Here is a 21362-nt window from a genome sequence, read left to right on the forward strand (position 1 = left end):
ACTGCCAGGACCTACTGGCAGTTTTTCGCAATCTGTTTCTGTGCTTCGGTGATGCGCTCCTGACGTTGCTGGTCGGTCAGGCGGCGCATCTCACCTTCGACGTCCTCTCGTAGTCGCGGATTATTCTGCAGCTGAGCCAAGTTCGTTCGAGCCTGCTCGCAGAATATTTTTAGCTGGGCTTGCTGCTCGGCGACCTGCTTTTTCACTTTGTTGTCGATGGCCCGTTGATCGCCTATGACGTTGCTGCGCGTTGGCGTGTCCGGTTTGCCGACGGGCGGAGCGGGCGTTACCACGAGAGTGGACTCCTGGCCTGTGGGCGGTTGCGCATCGAAATGGGTGACGCCCTGGGCATCGACCCATTTATAGATCTGACCCGCCATGCACAAAGGGCTAAGGCTGATCAACAAGCCGGCGGTGAAGAAGAACGTTCGCATGCCATTTCCTTGTCATGAGTGCGCAATTGAAGCTAACACAGTTGCGGTTTAAAGGTTTTTTCTTGCGTTCTCATGCGCTTAGTTCGAATAAAGCACATTGACGGCTTGACTTGCGATGGGCGAAACAGAAGAATCCAAAGTCCGCTGTAGAGGGACTGCCAGAAGCAGACCCACTCGGTAGATCATGAGGCGCACATCCGCGCCGACCTGTTACACCCGCAACGCGTTACCTCGCGCTGGGTGGGAAAGGCCCGCAACACTTGGGACGATCCCAATACTTGCTCAGTCAGTGCTGACGTAGTCGGCGACCACCGTCGCTCATGCTCTGCCGAGAAGTAAACCTATTAAGACCCGTCCTCTTTGTATGTGGGCGGTATTCTGGCGTTTTAGAGGTGAACAACGTGGAGCTTTTATCTGGCGGTGAGATGCTCGTCCGCTTTTTGCGTGACGAAGGCGTCAAATATATCTACGGGTACCCGGGTGGTGCTCTTCTTCATGTCTATGATGCCCTGTTCAAAGAACCGGAAGTGACTCACATCCTGGTTCGTCACGAGCAGGCTGCGACCCATATGGCTGACGGTTATGCCCGTGCCACCGGTAAAGCCGGTGTGGTACTGGTAACTTCCGGCCCGGGCGCAACCAACGCCATCACCGGTATTGCCACGGCCTACATGGACTCCATTCCGATGGTGATCATTTCCGGCCAGGTGCCTAGCACCATGGTGGGCACCGATGCGTTCCAGGAAACCGACATGATCGGTATCTCCCGGCCGATCGTGAAGCACAGCTTCATGATCAAGCATGCGTCGGAAATCCCGGAAGTCATGAAGAAAGCGTTCTACCTGGCGCAATCCGGTCGTCCTGGTCCGGTCGTTGTCGATATCCCGAAAGACATGACCAACCCGGCCGAGAAGTTCGAATACATCTTCCCGAAAAAAGCCAAGCTGCGTTCCTACAGCCCGGCCGTTCGCGGTCACTCCGGGCAAATCCGCAAGGCAGCCGAAATGCTCCTGGCGGCCAAGCGCCCTGTGTTGTATTCGGGCGGCGGCGTGATTCTCGGTGGTGGCTCCGCGCCGCTGACCGAACTGGCGAAGATGCTCAACCTGCCAGTGACCAATACCCTGATGGGTTTGGGTGCCTACCCTGGCACCGACCGTCAGTTCATTGGCATGCTCGGCATGCACGGCAGCTACACCGCCAACCTGGCGATGCATCATGCCGATGTGATCCTTGCAGTCGGCGCGCGCTTCGACGATCGCGTGATCAACGGCCCGGCCAAGTTCTGTCCGAATGCCAAGATCATTCACATCGACATCGACCCGGCCTCGATCTCCAAGACCATCAAGGCAGACGTGCCTATCGTCGGTCCGGTCGAAAGTGTCCTGACCGAAATGGTCGCGATCCTCAAGGAAATCGGCGAGACCCCGAACAAGGAGTCCGTTGCCAGCTGGTGGAAGCAAGTCGATGAGTGGCGCGGTGACCGCGGCCTGTTCCCTTACGACAAGGGCGACGGCAGCGTGATCAAGCCGCAGACCGTGATCGAAACCCTATGCGAAGTGACCAAGGGCGACGCCTTTGTGACCTCCGATGTGGGCCAGCACCAAATGTTCGCCGCGCAGTACTACACCTTCAACAAGCCGAACCGCTGGATCAACTCCGGTGGCCTGGGCACCATGGGCTTCGGTTTTCCGGCGGCCATGGGCATCAAGCTGAGCTTCCCGGATGATGACGTCGCCTGCGTAACGGGCGAGGGCAGCATCCAGATGAACATTCAGGAACTGTCGACCTGCCTGCAATACGGTTTGCCGGTGAAGATCGTCATTCTGAATAACGGTGTACTGGGTATGGTGCGCCAGTGGCAGGACATGAGTTATGGCAGCCGCCACTCGCACTCCTATATGGAATCGTTGCCCGACTTCGTCAAGCTGGCCGAGGCCTATGGTCACGTTGGCGTGCGCATCACCGAATCGAAAGATTTGAAGTCGAAGATGGAAGAGGCGTTCGCCATGAAAGATCGCCTGGTGGTTATCGATATTTCGGTCGACACCAGCGAGCACGTCTACCCGATGCAGATCAAAGACGGCTCCATGCGCGATATGTGGCTGAGCAAGACGGAGCGTACTTAATCATGCGGCACATTATTTCCTTGCTTCTGGAAAACGAACCGGGCGCTCTGTCTCGTGTAGTCGGCCTGTTCTCGCAGCGCAACTACAACATCGAAAGCCTGACCGTGGCACCAACCGAAGACCCGACCCTGTCGCGTCTGACGTTGACCACGGTCGGCCATGATGAAGTCATCGAGCAAATCACCAAGAACCTGAACAAGCTGATCGAAGTGGTAAAACTGGTCGACCTGTCGGAGAGTGCTCACATCGAGCGCGAACTGATGCTGGTCAAGGTCAAGGCCACCGGCGCCCAGCGCGCCGAGATCAAGCGCACCACCGATATTTATCGTGGGCAGATCGTTGATGTCAGCGCTAGCGTGTATACCGTTCAATTGACCGGTACCAGCGATAAGCTCGACAGCTTCATTCAATCGATCGGCACTGCCTCGATTCTGGAAACCGTACGCAGTGGCGTCACCGGGATTGCCCGCGGCGACAAAGTACTGAGCATCTAAACCAAATTAGCGAATGGCCTGAACGGCCAGGATATAGAGGGGAAATTCATGAAAGTTTTCTACGATAAAGACTGCGACCTGTCGATCATCCAGGGCAAGAAAGTTGCCATCATCGGTTACGGCTCCCAAGGCCACGCTCAAGCGTGCAACCTGAAAGACTCCGGCGTTGACGTTACTGTTGGTCTGCGTAAAGGTTCGGCCACTGTTGCCAAGGCCGAAGCCCACGGCCTGAAAGTGACTGACGTTGCTTCCGCTGTAGCAGCTGCCGACCTGGTCATGATCCTGACCCCGGACGAGTTCCAGTCTGCCCTGTACAAGAACGAAATCGAGCCGAACATCAAAAAAGGCGCCACCCTGGCCTTCTCCCACGGTTTCGCGATTCACTACAACCAGGTTGTGCCACGTGCTGACCTCGACGTGATCATGATCGCGCCGAAAGCTCCGGGCCACACCGTGCGTTCCGAGTTCGTCAAAGGCGGCGGTATCCCTGACCTGATCGCTATCTACCAGGATGCTTCGGGCAACGCCAAAAATGTTGCACTGTCCTACGCCGCTGGCGTTGGTGGCGGTCGTACCGGCATCATCGAAACCACCTTCAAGGACGAGACCGAAACCGACCTGTTCGGCGAACAAGCCGTTCTGTGCGGCGGTACCGTTGAGCTGGTAAAAGCCGGTTTCGAAACCCTGGTTGAAGCTGGCTACGCGCCGGAAATGGCCTACTTCGAATGCCTGCACGAACTGAAGCTGATCGTTGACCTCATGTACGAAGGCGGTATCGCCAACATGAACTACTCGATCTCCAACAACGCCGAGTACGGCGAGTACGTGACCGGTCCGGAAGTGATCAACGCCGAATCCCGTCAGGCCATGCGCAACGCCCTGAAACGTATTCAGGACGGCGAGTACGCCAAGATGTTCATCAGCGAAGGCGCCACCGGCTATCCTTCGATGACCGCCAAGCGTCGTAACAACGCCGCTCACGGTATCGAAATCATCGGTGAGCAACTGCGCTCCATGATGCCTTGGATCGGTGCCAACAAGATCGTCGACAAAGCCAAGAACTAAGTCCCGAGCTTGTACGGAAAACGCGGCCTAGGCCGCGTTTTTTCGTTTGGATCCGCCGGTTCTGGTATAAAGCTGCATTGTTTGTGGCCGAACCGTCGTCCCAGACACCTGTCGAAACTTTCCACCCCGTTGCAAGGTAAATGTCCATGAGCGAACGTCCCGAAGAGCCAAAGCAGGCTTCTGACGCCGAAAGCCTTCTGCCCATCGATGAACACATCGAAGAAGGGCATGACGCTGAAGGTCGTAAAGTCCGGCATCGTGGTATCTATCTTCTGCCGAATCTGTTCACCACTGCGAACCTCTTCGCAGGGTTCTATTCCATCATCAACTCGATGAGCGCCCAGAGTGCCTTGAGTGCCGGTGATGCCATCGGCGCGAGCAAGTATTTTGCGTTTGCCGCGATCGCGATTTTCGTCGCCATGGTGCTCGACGGCCTTGATGGTCGTGTTGCCCGCATGACCAATACCCAAAGCGCCTTCGGTGCCGAGTACGACTCGCTGTCGGACATGGTTGCCTTTGGTGTCGCGCCGGCCTTGCTGGCATTCGGCTGGGCCTTGGGCGATATGGGCAAGGTCGGCTGGATGGTTGCCTTCATCTATGTGGCGGGGGCGGCGTTGCGCCTGGCGCGCTTCAACACGCAGGTCGGCACCGCCGACAAGCGCTACTTCATTGGTCTGGCCAGCCCGGCCGCGGCCGGTGTGGTCGCGGGCATTGTCTGGGCATTCAGCGATTACGGCATCCAGGGTTCCAAGATGTCGTTTCTGGTTGCACTAATGGTTGCCGCCGCTGGCATGCTGATGGTCAGTAACATCAAGTACAACAGCTTCAAGGAACTGGACTTGAAAGGGCGCGTTCCTTTTGTCGCGATCCTCGCAGTGGTATTGGTATTCGCCGTTGTGTTCAGTGATCCGCCGCGCATCCTGCTGCTGGTTTTCCTTGCCTATGCGGCTTCCGGGCCGGTGCAGTATCTGCTGCGCCTTCGTCGGCACAAAAAAGCCGAGTGATGTAATTTCCCTCATACTCCGCAGTCTATGGGTGCATCTGTCCTCCAAAGCTGCGGAGTTGCCATGCTGATCAAAGTCCCCAAAGCGTCTGACTGTCATGAATCGGACGTCACGCCTGAATCCCTCTACCTTTCTCGCCGCAGTGTATTAGGTGCCGCCGTTGCCGGTTTGGCTGTGAGCAGTCTGCCGCGTTGGGCGAGTGCCGACGATGTTGCGCGTTATCCTGATGTCGAGCCTGGCAAGGCACCGTCCTGGTTTGCCGAAAAGCTTCCTTCCACCAAATGGGGGGCGGTCAACGTCAAAGACGAGGCGATCACACCTTTCAAGGATGCGACCCACTACAACAACTTCTATGAGTTCGGTACCGATAAAGGTGATCCCGCGGCCAACGCCGGTGCGCTGAAAACCCAACCGTGGAGCGTGGTGGTGGACGGGGAGGTGGGTAAGCCGGGGCGGTATGCACTGGAAGACTTCATGAAGCCTTATCAACTGGAAGAGCGCATCTATCGTCTTCGCTGTGTGGAAGCCTGGTCGATGGTCATTCCGTGGATCGGTTTTCCTGTTTCGGCTTTGCTCAAGGAAGTCGAGCCAACCTCTAAAGCCAAGTTCATTCGCTTCGAAACTTTGCAGGATCCCAAGAGTATGCCCGGGCAGCGTTCCGGCTTTGCCCTGATCGACTGGCCTTATGTAGAAGGGCTGCGTCTGGATGAGGCGATGAATCCATTGGCGATTCTTGCTGTGGGCATGTACGGGCGTGAGTTGCCGAATCAGAACGGTGCGCCGCTGCGGCTGGTGGTGCCCTGGAAGTACGGCTTCAAGAGCATTAAATCCATTGTGCGGATCAGCCTGGTCAGCGAACAGCCGAAAACCACTTGGCAGAGTATCGCCTCGGATGAGTATGGCTTTTATGCGAACGTGAACCCGACAGTCGATCACCCGCGTTGGACCCAGGCACGGGAAAGGCGTTTGCCGAGCGGTCTGTTCAAGCCCAATGTGCGCGACACGCAAATGTTCAACGGCTACTCGGATGAAGTTGCTTCTCTGTATACAGGGCTCGATCTGCGGAAGAATTACTGATGCGATATTCGTATTGGCGTATTGGCGTCTTCATCGCTGCAGCGATTTGGCCGCTGCTTTGGTTGTATCAGGCTTGGGCGGATGTGCTGGGGCCAGATCCGGGCAAAGTACTGGTTGATCGATTGGGGCAGGGGACGCTTGTGCTGTTGCTGATTACATTAAGCATGACGCCATTGCAGAAGCTCACCGGTTGGCCGGGATGGATAGCAGTTCGGCGGCAGTTGGGGTTGTGGTGCTTCGCTTATGTGGTTCTGCATTTGAGCGGTTACACGGCGTTCATCCTTGGCTTTGATTGGTCGCAGCTGGGTATCGAGTTACGCAAGCGGCCGTACATTATTGTCGGGGTGCTGGGATTTCTCTGTTTGTTGGCATTGGCGGTTACCTCCAATCGCTACAGTCAGCGGCGTTTGGGGGCTCGCTGGAAGAAATTGCATCGGTTGGTCTATGTGGCTCTCGGGCTTGGATTGCTGCATATGTTGTGGATTGTGCGTGCCGATCTGAAGGAGTGGGCGATCTATGCTTCTATAGGTGCGTTGTTGTTGGTGTTGAGATTGCCGCCTGTAACCCGCCGGATTCCACATTTAATAGCCAAAAAGGCACCTTCTGCAAGAAAGGTGTAATTAGAGGTTGACGGCAGATTTTGGAAGTCTATAATTCGCCCCACTTCCGGCGCAGTCGAAACGGAAAACTCCTTGGTAAACAAAGAGTTACGCAGTTTTCGGCAGTGGTTACGCTTCAGTTCATCGAAGCCAGAAGGAGTTGGTAGGGCAGTGTGTTTTCGCCTTATCGACGGTTCGATCTTCTCGGTCGAAAGCGGAGGAAAAGAGGTGTTGACAGCAGCGAGTAACGCTGTAGAATTCGCCTCCCGCTAACGAGAGATCGGAAGCGCAAGTGGTTGAAGTTGCAAAGGAAACTTTGAAAGCTTCTGAAAATAACCGCTTGACAGCAACAGGGGCTGCTGTAGAATGCGCGCCTCGGTTGAGACGAAAGATCTTAACCAACCGCTCTTTAACAACTGAATCAAGCAATTCGTGTGGGTGCTTGTGGAGTCAGACTGATAGTCAACAAGATTATCAGCATCACAAGTTACTCCGCGAGAAATCAAAGATGTAACCAACGATTGCTGAGCCAAGTTTAGGGTTTCTTAAAAACCCAAAGATGTTTGAACTGAAGAGTTTGATCATGGCTCAGATTGAACGCTGGCGGCAGGCCTAACACATGCAAGTCGAGCGGCAGCACGGGTACTTGTACCTGGTGGCGAGCGGCGGACGGGTGAGTAATGCCTAGGAATCTGCCTGGTAGTGGGGGATAACGCTCGGAAACGGACGCTAATACCGCATACGTCCTACGGGAGAAAGCAGGGGACCTTCGGGCCTTGCGCTATCAGATGAGCCTAGGTCGGATTAGCTAGTTGGTGAGGTAATGGCTCACCAAGGCGACGATCCGTAACTGGTCTGAGAGGATGATCAGTCACACTGGAACTGAGACACGGTCCAGACTCCTACGGGAGGCAGCAGTGGGGAATATTGGACAATGGGCGAAAGCCTGATCCAGCCATGCCGCGTGTGTGAAGAAGGTCTTCGGATTGTAAAGCACTTTAAGTTGGGAGGAAGGGCAGTTACCTAATACGTAATTGTTTTGACGTTACCGACAGAATAAGCACCGGCTAACTCTGTGCCAGCAGCCGCGGTAATACAGAGGGTGCAAGCGTTAATCGGAATTACTGGGCGTAAAGCGCGCGTAGGTGGTTCGTTAAGTTGGATGTGAAATCCCCGGGCTCAACCTGGGAACTGCATTCAAAACTGACGAGCTAGAGTATGGTAGAGGGTGGTGGAATTTCCTGTGTAGCGGTGAAATGCGTAGATATAGGAAGGAACACCAGTGGCGAAGGCGACCACCTGGACTGATACTGACACTGAGGTGCGAAAGCGTGGGGAGCAAACAGGATTAGATACCCTGGTAGTCCACGCCGTAAACGATGTCAACTAGCCGTTGGGAGCCTTGAGCTCTTAGTGGCGCAGCTAACGCATTAAGTTGACCGCCTGGGGAGTACGGCCGCAAGGTTAAAACTCAAATGAATTGACGGGGGCCCGCACAAGCGGTGGAGCATGTGGTTTAATTCGAAGCAACGCGAAGAACCTTACCAGGCCTTGACATCCAATGAACTTTCCAGAGATGGATTGGTGCCTTCGGGAACATTGAGACAGGTGCTGCATGGCTGTCGTCAGCTCGTGTCGTGAGATGTTGGGTTAAGTCCCGTAACGAGCGCAACCCTTGTCCTTAGTTACCAGCACGTAATGGTGGGCACTCTAAGGAGACTGCCGGTGACAAACCGGAGGAAGGTGGGGATGACGTCAAGTCATCATGGCCCTTACGGCCTGGGCTACACACGTGCTACAATGGTCGGTACAGAGGGTTGCCAAGCCGCGAGGTGGAGCTAATCCCATAAAACCGATCGTAGTCCGGATCGCAGTCTGCAACTCGACTGCGTGAAGTCGGAATCGCTAGTAATCGCGAATCAGAATGTCGCGGTGAATACGTTCCCGGGCCTTGTACACACCGCCCGTCACACCATGGGAGTGGGTTGCACCAGAAGTAGCTAGTCTAACCTTCGGGAGGACGGTTACCACGGTGTGATTCATGACTGGGGTGAAGTCGTAACAAGGTAGCCGTAGGGGAACCTGCGGCTGGATCACCTCCTTAATCGACGACATCAGCTGCTCCATAAGTTCCCACACGAATTGCTTGATTCATTGAAGAAGACGATAAGAAGCAGCCCGAAATTGGGTCTGTAGCTCAGTTGGTTAGAGCGCACCCCTGATAAGGGTGAGGTCGGCAGTTCGAATCTGCCCAGACCCACCAATTTTGTGTGGGAAACGCCTGTAGAAATACGGGGCCATAGCTCAGCTGGGAGAGCGCCTGCCTTGCACGCAGGAGGTCAACGGTTCGATCCCGTTTGGCACCACTACTGCTTCTGTTTGTTGAAAGCTTAGAAATGAGCATTCCATCGTGACGATGGTGAATGTTGATTTCTAGTCTTTGATTAGATCGTTCTTTAAAAATTTGGGTATGTGATAGAAAGATAGACTGATGGCCACTTTCACTGGTGGTGATCAGGCTAAGGTAAAATTTGTGAGTTTAATCGCGAATTTTCGGCGAATGTCGTCTTCACAGTATAACCAGATTGCTTGGGGTTATATGGTCAAGTGAAGAAGCGCATACGGTGGATGCCTTGGCAGTCAGAGGCGATGAAAGACGTGGTAGCCTGCGAAAAGCTTCGGGGAGTCGGCAAACAGACTTTGATCCGGAGATGTCTGAATGGGGGAACCCACCTAACATAAGTTAGGTATCTTAAGCTGAATACATAGGCTTAAGAAGCGAACCAGGGGAACTGAAACATCTAAGTACCCTGAGGAAAAGAAATCAACCGAGATTCCCTTAGTAGTGGCGAGCGAACGGGGACTAGCCCTTAAGTGGCTTTGAGATTAGCGGAACGCTCTGGAAAGTGCGGCCATAGTGGGTGATAGCCCTGTACGCGAAAATCTCTTGGCCATGAAATCGAGTAGGACGGAGCACGAGAAACTTTGTCTGAATATGGGGGGACCATCCTCCAAGGCTAAATACTACTGACTGACCGATAGTGAACTAGTACCGTGAGGGAAAGGCGAAAAGAACCCCGGAGAGGGGAGTGAAATAGATCCTGAAACCGTATGCGTACAAGCAGTGGGAGCCCACATTGTTGGGTGACTGCGTACCTTTTGTATAATGGGTCAGCGACTTATTTTCAGTGGCGAGCTTAACCGAATAGGGGAGGCGTAGCGAAAGCGAGTCTTAATAGGGCGTCTAGTCGCTGGGAATAGACCCGAAACCGGGCGATCTATCCATGGGCAGGTTGAAGGTTGGGTAACACTAACTGGAGGACCGAACCGACTACCGTTGAAAAGTTAGCGGATGACCTGTGGATCGGAGTGAAAGGCTAATCAAGCTCGGAGATAGCTGGTTCTCCTCGAAAGCTATTTAGGTAGCGCCTCATGTATCACTGTAGGGGGTAGAGCACTGTTTCGGCTAGGGGGTCATCCCGACTTACCAAACCGATGCAAACTCCGAATACCTACAAGTGCCGAGCATGGGAGACACACGGCGGGTGCTAACGTCCGTCGTGAAAAGGGAAACAACCCAGACCGTCAGCTAAGGTCCCAAAGTTATGGTTAAGTGGGAAACGATGTGGGAAGGCTTAGACAGCTAGGAGGTTGGCTTAGAAGCAGCCACCCTTTAAAGAAAGCGTAATAGCTCACTAGTCGAGTCGGCCTGCGCGGAAGATGTAACGGGGCTCAAACCATACACCGAAGCTACGGGTATCACTTAGGTGATGCGGTAGAGGAGCGTTCTGTAAGCCTGTGAAGGTGAGTTGAGAAGCTTGCTGGAGGTATCAGAAGTGCGAATGCTGACATGAGTAACGACAATGGGTGTGAAAAACACCCACGCCGAAAGACCAAGGTTTCCTGCGCAACGTTAATCGACGCAGGGTTAGTCGGTCCCTAAGGCGAGGCTGAAAAGCGTAGTCGATGGAAAACAGGTTAATATTCCTGTACTTCTGGTTATTGCGATGGAGGGACGGAGAAGGCTAGGCCAGCTTGGCGTTGGTTGTCCAAGTTTAAGGTGGTAGGCTGGAATCTTAGGTAAATCCGGGATTCTAAGGCCGAGAGCTGATGACGAGTGTTCTTTTAGAACACGAAGTGGTTGATGCCATGCTTCCAAGAAAAGCTTCTAAGCTTCAGGTAACCAGGAACCGTACCCCAAACCGACACAGGTGGTTGGGTAGAGAATACCAAGGCGCTTGAGAGAACTCGGGTGAAGGAACTAGGCAAAATGGCACCGTAACTTCGGGAGAAGGTGCGCCGGTGAGGGTGAAGCATTTACTGCGTAAGCCCACGCCGGTCGAAGATACCAGGCCGCTGCGACTGTTTATTAAAAACACAGCACTCTGCAAACACGAAAGTGGACGTATAGGGTGTGACGCCTGCCCGGTGCCGGAAGGTTAATTGATGGGGTTAGCTAACGCGAAGCTCTTGATCGAAGCCCCGGTAAACGGCGGCCGTAACTATAACGGTCCTAAGGTAGCGAAATTCCTTGTCGGGTAAGTTCCGACCTGCACGAATGGCGTAACGATGGCGGCGCTGTCTCCACCCGAGACTCAGTGAAATTGAAATCGCTGTGAAGATGCAGTGTATCCGCGGCTAGACGGAAAGACCCCGTGAACCTTTACTATAGCTTTGCACTGGACTTTGAATTTGCTTGTGTAGGATAGGTGGGAGGCTTTGAAGCGTGGACGCCAGTTCGCGTGGAGCCAACCTTGAAATACCACCCTGGCAACTTTGAGGTTCTAACTCAGGTCCGTTATCCGGATCGAGGACAGTGTATGGTGGGTAGTTTGACTGGGGCGGTCCTCCTAAAGAGTAACGGAGGAGTACGAAGGTGCGCTCAGACCGGTCGGAAATCGGTCGTAGAGTATAAAGGCAAAAGCGCGCTTGACTGCGAGACAGACACGTCGAGCAGGTACGAAAGTAGGTCTTAGTGATCCGGTGGTTCTGTATGGAAGGGCCATCGCTCAACGGATAAAAGGTACTCCGGGGATAACAGGCTGATACCGCCCAAGAGTTCATATCGACGGCGGTGTTTGGCACCTCGATGTCGGCTCATCACATCCTGGGGCTGAAGCCGGTCCCAAGGGTATGGCTGTTCGCCATTTAAAGTGGTACGCGAGCTGGGTTTAGAACGTCGTGAGACAGTTCGGTCCCTATCTGCCGTGGACGTTTGAGATTTGAGAGGGGCTGCTCCTAGTACGAGAGGACCGGAGTGGACGAACCTCTGGTGTTCCGGTTGTCACGCCAGTGGCATTGCCGGGTAGCTATGTTCGGAATAGATAACCGCTGAAAGCATCTAAGCGGGAAACTAGCCTCAAGATGAGATCTCACTGGGACCTTGAGTCCCCTGAAGGGCCGTCGAAGACTACGACGTTGATAGGTTGGGTGTGTAAGCGCTGTGAGGCGTTGAGCTAACCAATACTAATTGCCCGTGAGGCTTGACCATATAACACCCAAGCAATTTGCTGACCTGAAGAGGCACCAGATTGCGGTGTGTGAAGACGAAACGAACCGAAAGTTCGAGAAACAAACACACAAACTATCGCATACCCATTCGCTGGAGCGTGACCTCGCAAGAGAACACGAGCTGGCTACCGAATTTCTTGACGACCATAGAGCATTGGAACCACCTGATCCCATCCCGAACTCAGCAGTGAAACGATGCATCGCCGATGGTAGTGTGGGGTTTCCCCATGTGAGAGTAGGTCATCGTCAAGATTAAATTCCAAAACCCCTATCTGCGTATGCAGGTAGGGGTTTTGTTTTGTCCGCAGGAAAAGAGCACTCTGGCAGCAATACAAAATTGCACAGTTATTTTCGAGTCAGGACACTAGAATAGGTCCAACTTTTTTGGAGCCAGAGCCTTTATGCCGGATCCGGTTGACGCCCCAGGGCTGTCAGATTTACCGCTGGACGACTTGGTAGCGTGTCATGAGTGCGACTTGCTGATGCGCAAGCCTGAGCTTGCTCATGGTGAGAAAGCCATCTGTGTACGCTGTGGTTATGAGCTGTATGCCCATCGACACAATGTCGTGCAGCGCAGTCTCGCCTTGGTCATTGCCGCACTGTTGTTGTTCATCCCGGCGAACTTTCTACCCATCATGCAGCTCCATCTACTCGGACAGTCGTCGCACGATACTGTCTGGAGCGGCGTTGTCGGTCTGTTCGATACCGGTATGCGAGGCGTAGCGGCAGTGGTATTCCTTTGCAGCATGGGGATTCCGCTGCTCAAGCTGCTTTGCCAGCTGGTGGTGTTGCTGAGTATTCGCTTCGATATCGGACGCAGCTACGGCTTGCTGCTCTACCGCATTTATCACCATCTACGGGACTGGGGGATGCTCGAGGTTTACCTCATGGGCGTACTGGTTGCGATCGTCAAATTGGCCGATATGGCGGCGGTCACCGTAGGTCTTGGTCTGGCGTGCTTCATCAGTTTGTTGTTGGTTCAGGTCTGGCTGGAAGTAGTGATGTCACCGCACCAGATCTGGCAGGCTCTATCAGGAGAAGATGCCCATGCGGGCGATTGATGCAGGCATTCTGATTTGTGCCGAATGCCACGAGTTGAATAAACAGGAAGCCGACACCGACGAGCAGGTTTGCACTCGCTGCGGTGCGCTGGTTCACGCCCGCCGTCCAAACAGCCTGATGCGTACCTGGGCATTGTTGATCACGGGCGCGATTCTCTACATCCCGGCCAATGTGCTACCGATCATGACTGTCAATTCCCTGGGCCAAGGTGATCCGAGCACCATTATGTCCGGTGTGATTCAACTGGTTCAGCACGGCATGATTCCAATAGCCGCCGTGGTTTTTATCGCCAGCATCCTGGTACCCACGTTCAAGCTGGTGGGTATCGCATTGCTGCTGTTTTCGGTGCAGCGCCGCCAGCCGCTCTCGGCACGCCAGCGCATTCTGATGTACCGCTTTATCGAGTTCATTGGCCGCTGGTCGATGCTGGATATCTTTGTAATCGCCATCCTGGTGGCGGTTGTGAATTTTGGACGGCTTGCCAGCATCGAAGCCAATCTTGGCGCCATCGCCTTCGCCAGTGTGGTGATTCTGACGATGCTTGCCGCAGTAACTTTCGATCCCCGACTGATTTGGGATAACACGGAGTCGGACGACGACCATGACTGATTTGCCTAAAGCGAAAACCCGACCGGCCTCGAACTGGTCAGCCATTTGGGTGTTGCCCCTGATTGCCTTGATCATCGGCGGCTGGCTCGGCTGGCGTGCCTACAGTGAGACGGGCATCGAGATTCAGGTGCGCTTCGAAAGCGGTGAAGGCATTCAGGCCAACAAGACCGAAGTCGTCTACAAAGGCATGTCGGTCGGAAAGGTGAAAGCCCTTAAACTCGATGACGAAGGCAGCTCCAAAGGAGTGATCGCGACCATTGAGATGAACAAGGACGTGGTGCAATACCTCAAGACCAGTACACGGTTCTGGCTGGTCAAACCTAGCGTGAGCCTGGCCGGTATCACGGGCCTGGAGACGCTGGTCTCGGGTAACTACGTGGCTGTCAGCCCGGGTGAAGGCGAGCCGACCCGCAAGTTCAAGGCCCTGGCCCAAGAGCCTCCGCTATCGGATGCCCAACCCGGCCTGCACCTGACCATCAAGGCTGATCGCCTCGGCTCGCTGAATCGCGGCAGCCCGGTGTTCTACAAGCAGATTCAGGTCGGTCAGATCAAAAGCTATGTGCTGTCCGCAGACCAGAGCACTGTCGAACTCAAAGTGTTCATCGAGCCGACCTACGCCAGCCTGGTGCGTAAACACACGCGTTTCTGGAATGCCAGCGGCATCAGTATCGACGCGAACCTGTCCGGTGTGAAAGTGCGTAGCGAGTCCCTCGCCAGCATCGTCGCCGGTGGTATTGCATTTGCTACTCCGGAAAATCGCAAGGACAGCCCGCCCACCGATCCAAGCCTGCCATTCCGTCTCTATGAGGACTTCGATGCGGCTGCGGCGGGTATTCGGGTCAAGGTCAAACTCAGCGATTTCGAAGGCCTGCAGGCCGGTCGCACGCCGGTGATGTACAAAGGCATCCAGGTCGGCAATTTGAAAACGCTCAAGGTTGACCCGGACTTGTCCAGTGCGACCGCGGAGTTGACTCTCGACCCACTGGCCGAGGATTACCTGGTCACTGGCACCCAGTTCTGGGTGGTCAAACCATCGATTTCGCTCGCCGGTATTACGGGCCTGGAAGCGCTGGTCAAAGGTAACTACATCGCCGTGCGCCCTGGCGACAAGGGCGGTGCACCGCAACGCGAGTTCGAAGCACGGCCCAAGGCGCCGCCACTGGATCTGCGTTCGCCAGGCCTGCACTTGGTTTTGTTCACCGACAATCTTGGTTCTCTGGAAGTCGGCAGTCCGATTCTCTACAAACAGGTCAAGGTCGGTTCGGTTCAGAGCTATCAATTCTCCCGCACCAAAAAGCAGCTGGTGATCGGAGTGCATATCGAGAAGGAATACGAAGGGCTGGTCAACGCCTCGACGCGTTTCTGGAATGCCAGCGGCATTACGCTCACCGGTGGATTGACCGGCGGCATCCAGGTCAAAAGTGAATCGTTGCAGAGCCTGATGGCCGGTGGTATCGCCTTCGAAACCCCGGAAGCCAAAGCGCCGTTGCAGAAGCGTATTCCACGTTTCCGCCTGCATGCGAGCCATGATGAGGCAACGCAAAAAGGTACTATGGTGACAATCAAGGTCGATCGAGCCGATGGCCTGCGCAGTGGCACGCCGGTTCGATTCAAAGGCCTGGACGTCGGCAAGATTGAGGACGTCGACCTCAGTGATGACCTCCAATCAGTACTGCTGACCGCGCGGATCACAGAAGTGCCGGAGCGTATCGCTCGGGTCGGCAGTCAGTTCTGGGTGGTCAAACCTGAACTCGGTCTGATTAAAACCTCGAACCTCGAGACTTTGGTCACCGGGCAATACATCGAAGTGCAGCCGGCGCCGAAGAACCTCGGCCCACAGAAGACTTTCGAGGCCTTGACCAATCCTCCGGAAACCGCCAAGGAAGAGGCTGGTTTGAGCCTGGTGTTGAGCGCTGCTCGTCGGGGTTCGCTGAAGACTGGCGTCCCCGTCACCTATCGCGAAATCACGGTAGGCAAGGTGACCGGCTATGAACTGGGCCAGACGGCTGATCGAGTGTTGGTACACATACTGATCGAACCGAAATATGCACCGTTGGTGCGCAGTGGTACGCGGTTCTGGAACACCAGTGGTTTTGGTTTTGACTACGGCTTGTTCAAAGGCGCGACAATACGCACTGAATCGCTGGAGACGCTGGTTCAGGGCGGTATTGCTTTTGCCACGCCGGATGGCGACCGCATGGGTGTCCCGGCGCGGCCCGAGCAAACCTTCCCGTTGTTCGACCAGTTCGAAGATGAGTGGCTGACCTGGTCGCCGAAGATAGCACTCGGCAAGTAGTTGATCGGTGCCTGTGATGCTGCTTTCGCGGGCAAGCCTCGCTCCTATGAAAAGATAAAAAAGGCCGCGATCCATTGGATCGCGGCCTTTTTGCTGGCTTGGATTAAGTCAAATCAGACCGCATCCAGCTCCGGTTCATCAGCTTGTACAACAACGGTTGCCTTCACTTCATCGTGACGACGGATGTACTTCCAGTCCGCCTCGTCGATGTAGATACCGTTCGGGCCGCTGCCGCCTTCCAGGTCGATAGCGACACTGGCGCAGACTTGCGGCTTCACACTCGCCAGAATCGGCACGAAGCCCAGTTGCAGGCTGGTTTCAAGCAGTGCTGCCTGGTTCTTCTCGTCGATATCCGCCGCCTCGTCGAGGTAGTACGGCAGGCGCACGCGACCGGCCTGGTCACGGTCCATCAAGTGCAATAACAAGTACATGTTGGTCAGCGCCTTGATGGTCATGGTGGTGCCGTTGGACGCCGCGCCGTCGATGTCGGTGTGGATCACCGGTTGACCGTTGACCTTGGTGATCTCGAACGCCAGTTCGAACAGATCCTTGAGTCCGAGCTGGTTGTGGTTGGCCGCCACCAGCCGTGCCAGGTATTCCTTGGCTTCTTCGTTCTTGTTGTCCTGCTCGGCGCTTTGGCTCAGGTCGAAGACGGAGAGGGTTTCGCCTTCTTCGTACTGACCGGCGCTGTGGATGATCTGGTCAATGTGCTTGAGCGCTTCCTTGTTCGGCGCGAGCACGATACGGAAGCTCTGCAGGTTGGAGACCTGACGTTTGTTGATCTCGCGGTTGAACAGCGCCAGTTGATGTTCGAGGCTGTCGTAGTCACTGCGGATGTTGCGCAGGGTCCGGGCGATGTCGGTAACCGCCGCGCGGCGCGCCTTGCCGAGGGTCAGGGCTTCATCGGTGCGGTGTGCGTACGCGTTGATCAGCAGTTGCAGGCGACGCTCCATATCGTCTTCGCTGTCGAACTTGGCCACGCCCTTGAGGCGAACCTGCGCGTAGAGCGCGTCGATCTGCCCGTCAGCCCGCAGCAGGCCTTGCCAGCTGTCCTGATAGTCATTGAGCAATGGCAGCAGGTTGTCCATGGAATCGTCGACCGGGTCCATAAACGGCGTGCCGAACGGCAGGTCGGCCGGCAACAGCTGACGACGACGCAGTGCATCGTCGAGGGTGCGTTGTTTGGCTTCCATGTCACCGATCTGCCGGCCGACCAATTGCAGCTTGGCCGACAGTTGCTGGACGCGTTCGGTGAAGGCATCGCTGGAGCGTTTCAACTCGTCCTGGGCGGCTTCCATCTGCGCCAATTGCTCAAGCTTGTCGCCTTCTTCGGCGCTCAGGGTTTGCGCGCGGCGGAAGTCTTCCAGAGCTTTCTGCGCATCCAGCACTTGCTGGTACAGCGCTTCGGTCTGGGTCTTGCTGGCCGCGCGGTCTGCCGCCACGGCAGCTTGAGTTTTCAGCTGCTTGAGTTCTTTTTCCAGGCGGTCTTTCTGATCGCGCAGCGCCGCGCGGTCGGCCAGGGCTTGCAGGGCCGGCGGCTCGATGTGCGAGATGTCGATGGACAGGCCCGGCACTTCGAAGCGCTCGCCTTTGAAGCCATCGAGAATCAGTTCCATGGATTTGACCCACTGACCGTCCTCGTCCAGCATAATGCCGTGTTCCCCCAGTGGCAGGCTGAACAGTGCGCTGTTGAACAGGCGCATCAGGCGCTCGACGTCCTGCTGCGAGAATTCTTCGCGCAAACGGGCATAGCTGTTGTTGTCGGCGTGATCGAGTTGTTGTTTCACCGATTTGAGGCGTTTTTCCAGATCCCGCAGACGCTCTTCCAGGTCTTCGGCGCTGAACTGCCGCGACTGGGCCAGCGCACCGGCCAGTTCGTCATGCGCGTCCTTGGCGGCGAGCAGTTGCTGCTCGAGGACTTTGACGTCATCGACCAGGGCGAAGCGATGCTTGAGCACTGACAATTCGCCGAGCCAGCGCTGGATGCCGGTGATTTCCCGCTCCAGACGCATCAGCTCCTGAGTGCCGCCGCGTTGATCGTTTTGCAGGGCGTCCTGCTCGTTGCGGTAGTGCTCGGCCTGAATCGTCAGTTCTTCCTTGCGCGCACTGGCGTAATCCGACCAAGTACCGAGCAGGGAGTCGAGCAGTGGCGACAGGCGATGCAGTTTGCCGCGCAGGATGTCCCGCTGTTTCACGCCGTTGGCCAAGGCTTCGACCAACGGGCCGGCAGCGACCAGCGAGTTGTAGTCCTGCTCCATGCGACGAACATCGCGGAACGCTTCTTCGCACGCGGCGATGTAATCGACGCTACCGGAACGCAGGCTGTGTTCGAAAGCATCGAGGAACAACTGTTTGAGTTTGGCCGCGGTGATTTCGCGCATGTGCAGCAAGTTGATGAACAGAGCGCGGAAGGTCTTCAGGCTCTGCTCGCTGGTGGAACGCAGCGGGATCAGCGTCAGGTCCAGCGGAATCGAGGTGTGGCCACCGACCAGCAAACGACGCAGTTCATCCGGCTTGAGTTCGTAGGCTTTCAGACCTTCGCGCTCGAGGTTGTTGAACAGCTCTTTCTGCCGCAGGCAGGTGTCGTCTTTCTGGTAATGGGCCAGGTCGAGTTTGCCGGCGTAGGCAAAGAACTGGTGACCGAAACCGCCACCCGGGCCACGGCCGACCACGCCGATCACGTGCGGGCCGTGGGGCAGGGAGACTTCCACCAGGATGTAACTGGTGTCCGAGGCGAAGTAGAAGCGCCGGGATTGCTCCAGGCTGTACTTGCCGAAACTCATGTCCGACATGCGCGCCAGAATCGGGAACTGCAAGGCGTTGATCGAAGCGGATTTACCGAGGTTGTTCGCGCCGTACACCGACAACGGTTCTTCCAGCGGGAACAGGCCGAGGCTGTAACCGGCGGTGTTCAAAAGGGCAAAACGGCGAATGCCGTAGCGTTCCTTGCTCATGCGTCGGTCTCCTGTTCTTCGGCAATGGCGCGGGCCAGTGCGTCTTCTTCGCTTTCTTCTGCAAAGTCACTCAAGTCGAGCGGGTCATCGGTCTGCAGCAGCTTTTCGTCGCTGTCTTCGTCGATCAGCACCGGCGCTGGTAACGGCAGCACGCTGTGCAGGCTGGCGGCCAGGTCGCGGTCTTGCTGGACCGACAGGCAGACATCGAGGAAGCGGTGCATCGGCGGCAGGAAGCGGTAGACACCGTTTTCTTCGCCGGCGAAACCGAGCTGGGTCATGCGGCGCATGATCTTTTCTTCGAGTTCTTCGACGGTCTGCACTTCGGCCTGAATAAACAGGTCGCGGTACTTCTCCAGCAGCGATGGCAATTCATCGCGACCGAGGCTGCCGCCGTCGAGCACGGCGATCGGGTCACGGCCCTGGTCGGCCAGGTGTTCGACGAGGATGAAGGTGAACAGCGCCAGACGTTGTGCCGTTTTGTTTACCGCCGCCGCGGCCAGGTCCGGTACGAAGTAGTAGAAACCACGGGTGTCACACACCAGTTCAAAACCCAGCGCCTTGAACAGCGTGCGGTACTGGTCCTGGAAGTTCGACAGTTGGGCGTACAGCTCAGGGTCGCGGCGGCTGACGTGGTAGCCCTTGAACAGCTCGCGAAAAATCGGCGCCAGCTGGGACAGTTCGGATAGATCAAGATGCATTTGGGATGCTCGCAGAATCCTCGGCGGCGGTGTCGCGGGCCGAGAGCAGGGCGAAGGAGCGCAGGCTGACCTGGTGCTCGTGAGTGTGGTAATCGCGGCGTTCCAGACGCTCGCGCTTGAAGCGTTTTTCCCGCGACAGGCGCGAGAACCAGTAGAGCAATTCGTCGGTGGCGCCGTCCGGCTCCTGCTCCAGCAGCCAGCTCATCAGGTCCGGCATCGGCAGGGCATCTTCGCAACGTTCGAGCATTTCCCGAACCGTGCGTGGCGCGCGCGGGGCTTCGCCTTTCTGGGTCTTGTGGGCCTTGGGGAAACGCGCCGGTTTCGGCTCGAAACGGGCCAGGGCGTAGACATAGGCTTCGACCTGGCTGGCACTGCCGAGGAAGGTGCTTTGCGGGCGGGTGAACAGCGGCATCGCGGCTTGCGGCACCGCATCGATGCCTTTACGACGAATGGCCGACAACGCCAGGGCTGCGCCACGGGTCACGGCGTTATGCCGGCGTGCTTCTTCGCGCAGCGGCAGCAGCAGCTCGCGGGCGTGACGCAGGGTCAACTGGGCGCTGGTCTGCATTTCGAGGATGCGCGCGTGGGTGCGCAGCAGCATGTCGTCGTCGACCAGATGGCCGAGGCGCTGCTGTTCGGTGAGCATGCGCAACAACACGTTCTCAACCTTGCGCACGCCTTGTTCGAAGGCGCCGTCGGCATTCACCAGCTGAATCATCGGTTCGACGTATTCGTCCCAGGTCGCCAGCACTTCAGCATAACGCTGGCGCAGCGGAATCTGCCGGTCGCTGGTCTTGGCCCGTTCGGCGACGGCCACCAGGGCCTGTTCGTCGTTGGCGAGTTTCTTCAGCACGTCCCGCACGCGCATGTCGAGCAGGCGCAACTGGCGCGCCAGATCGTTGCCGTCGCGAATGTCGAAGGCGTCCTGGATGTAACCGGCCAGGCGTTCGAGGTGGCGCAGATAGGCTTCGATTTCCAGGCACAGGCCCAGACGGTGCTCACGGCGCAGGTAAGCGAGGAAGTCATGGATCTGCGCGTTGAGCTCGAAACGGTTCGGGCTTTTCGCCACGGGAACCAGAATGTCGAGGCGAATCCACACGTCCAGCAGGCTGGTGATGTCCTGCGGTGTGCTGTCCAGTTGCTGGGCGGCCAACTGTGAACGCAGTTCGTTGAGGCTCAGTGTGCCTTGGTCGAAGTGCTCGCACAGTGGCTCCAGAAGTGCCCAGTGTTCAGCGAGGGCGCGCAAGACGCGCTTGGGTTCGATCATCGGAATGGCCGGCTGGTTGACGATTAAAAGCCGCGATTGTACTGCATCGCGGCCGTGTCGATTCACTCTCGGGATGGGCTGTCGCCATTTTTCATAGGTGGAAAGACTATCGGTGAAGTCTATCGATCAACAGCGCGGGCGATCTTGAGCGAAGGGCGGTAGAATC

The 21362-nt window shown here is 56.2% G+C and carries 13 protein-coding genes, 2 tRNA genes and 3 rRNA genes; 14 read left to right on the forward strand and 4 right to left on the reverse strand.

What is annotated here, in order from left to right:
* Positions 1-11: 11 nt before the first annotated feature.
* Positions 12-434: a DUF4124 domain-containing protein gene (locus PSH88_RS04935; protein WP_305425173.1), complete on the reverse strand. Its 423-nt coding sequence runs from the start codon at positions 432-434 to the stop codon at positions 12-14.
* A gap of 401 nt (positions 435-835) precedes the next feature.
* Between PSH88_RS04935 and PSH88_RS04940 the strand changes: the two genes are divergently transcribed.
* From PSH88_RS04940 to PSH88_RS05005, 14 genes are all read left to right on the forward strand, one after another.
* A complete protein-coding gene (locus tag PSH88_RS04940; protein WP_123497228.1) occupies positions 836-2560 on the forward strand; it encodes an acetolactate synthase 3 large subunit in 1725 nt (574 codons plus the stop codon).
* Between the two features lie 2 nt (positions 2561-2562).
* Positions 2563-3054 carry an acetolactate synthase small subunit gene (gene ilvN / locus PSH88_RS04945; RefSeq protein WP_003176102.1) on the forward strand — a complete coding sequence of 164 codons (492 nt, stop codon included), beginning with the start codon at positions 2563-2565 and terminating at the stop codon, positions 3052-3054.
* 48 nt (positions 3055-3102) lie between these two features.
* Positions 3103-4119, forward strand: a complete 1017-nt coding sequence (gene ilvC, locus PSH88_RS04950) for a ketol-acid reductoisomerase (protein ID WP_003185459.1) — start codon at positions 3103-3105, stop codon at positions 4117-4119.
* Between the two features lie 146 nt (positions 4120-4265).
* Positions 4266-5123, forward strand: a complete 858-nt coding sequence (pssA, locus tag PSH88_RS04955) for a CDP-diacylglycerol--serine O-phosphatidyltransferase (RefSeq protein WP_008006914.1) — start codon at positions 4266-4268, stop codon at positions 5121-5123.
* A gap of 63 nt (positions 5124-5186) precedes the next feature.
* Positions 5187-6200 (forward strand): protein-methionine-sulfoxide reductase catalytic subunit MsrP, encoded by a 1014-nt coding sequence (gene msrP / locus PSH88_RS04960; RefSeq protein WP_305425174.1) that lies wholly within the window; start codon positions 5187-5189, stop codon positions 6198-6200.
* Positions 6200-6820, forward strand: a complete 621-nt coding sequence (msrQ, locus tag PSH88_RS04965; RefSeq protein WP_305425175.1) for a protein-methionine-sulfoxide reductase heme-binding subunit MsrQ — start codon at positions 6200-6202, stop codon at positions 6818-6820. Before msrP ends, msrQ begins: the two co-directional genes overlap by 1 nt.
* Before the next feature lie 544 nt (positions 6821-7364).
* A 16S ribosomal RNA gene (locus PSH88_RS04970) occupies positions 7365-8903 on the forward strand.
* 82 nt (positions 8904-8985) lie between these two features.
* Positions 8986-9062 (forward strand) — tRNA-Ile (locus PSH88_RS04975).
* Positions 9063-9092: 30 nt separating this feature from the next.
* Positions 9093-9165: transfer RNA gene (locus tag PSH88_RS04980), tRNA-Ala, on the forward strand.
* Positions 9166-9400: 235 nt separating this feature from the next.
* Positions 9401-12290 (forward strand): 23S ribosomal RNA (locus PSH88_RS04985).
* A gap of 156 nt (positions 12291-12446) precedes the next feature.
* Positions 12447-12562 (forward strand): 5S ribosomal RNA (gene rrf / locus PSH88_RS04990).
* Together the 16S, 23S and 5S rRNA genes with 2 tRNA genes alongside form the textbook arrangement of a ribosomal RNA operon.
* Positions 12563-12711: 149 nt before the next feature.
* Entirely contained in the window at positions 12712-13371 is a 660-nt protein-coding gene (locus tag PSH88_RS04995; protein WP_305425176.1) for a paraquat-inducible protein A, read from the forward strand.
* Positions 13358-13981, forward strand: a complete 624-nt coding sequence (locus PSH88_RS05000; protein ID WP_007896874.1) for a paraquat-inducible protein A — start codon at positions 13358-13360, stop codon at positions 13979-13981. The genes PSH88_RS04995 and PSH88_RS05000 overlap by 14 nt, the downstream gene beginning before the upstream one ends.
* Positions 13974-16277 (forward strand): PqiB family protein, encoded by a 2304-nt coding sequence (locus tag PSH88_RS05005; protein ID WP_305483476.1) that lies wholly within the window; start codon positions 13974-13976, stop codon positions 16275-16277. Before PSH88_RS05000 ends, PSH88_RS05005 begins: the two co-directional genes overlap by 8 nt.
* 113 nt (positions 16278-16390) lie before the next feature.
* On the opposite strand, the gene mksF is transcribed toward PSH88_RS05005, so the two are convergent.
* Genes mksF through mksB form a run of 3 tightly spaced genes read right to left on the reverse strand, consistent with a single transcriptional unit; the run spans position 16391 to position 21196 of the window.
* Positions 16391-19231: an Mks condensin complex protein MksF gene (mksF, locus tag PSH88_RS05010; protein ID WP_305425177.1), complete on the reverse strand. Its 2841-nt coding sequence runs from the start codon at positions 19229-19231 to the stop codon at positions 16391-16393.
* Positions 19228-19929: an Mks condensin complex protein MksE gene (gene mksE, locus PSH88_RS05015; RefSeq protein WP_019582408.1), complete on the reverse strand. Its 702-nt coding sequence runs from the start codon at positions 19927-19929 to the stop codon at positions 19228-19230. Before mksE ends, mksF begins: the two co-directional genes overlap by 4 nt.
* Entirely contained in the window at positions 19919-21196 is a 1278-nt protein-coding gene (gene mksB / locus PSH88_RS05020) for an Mks condensin complex protein MksB (RefSeq protein ID WP_007939726.1), read from the reverse strand. The genes mksE and mksB overlap by 11 nt, the downstream gene beginning before the upstream one ends.
* Positions 21197-21362: the final 166 nt, after the last annotated feature.

It is taken from the genome of Pseudomonas wuhanensis (assembly GCF_030687395.1).
Lineage (GTDB): Bacteria > Pseudomonadota > Gammaproteobacteria > Pseudomonadales > Pseudomonadaceae > Aquipseudomonas > Aquipseudomonas wuhanensis.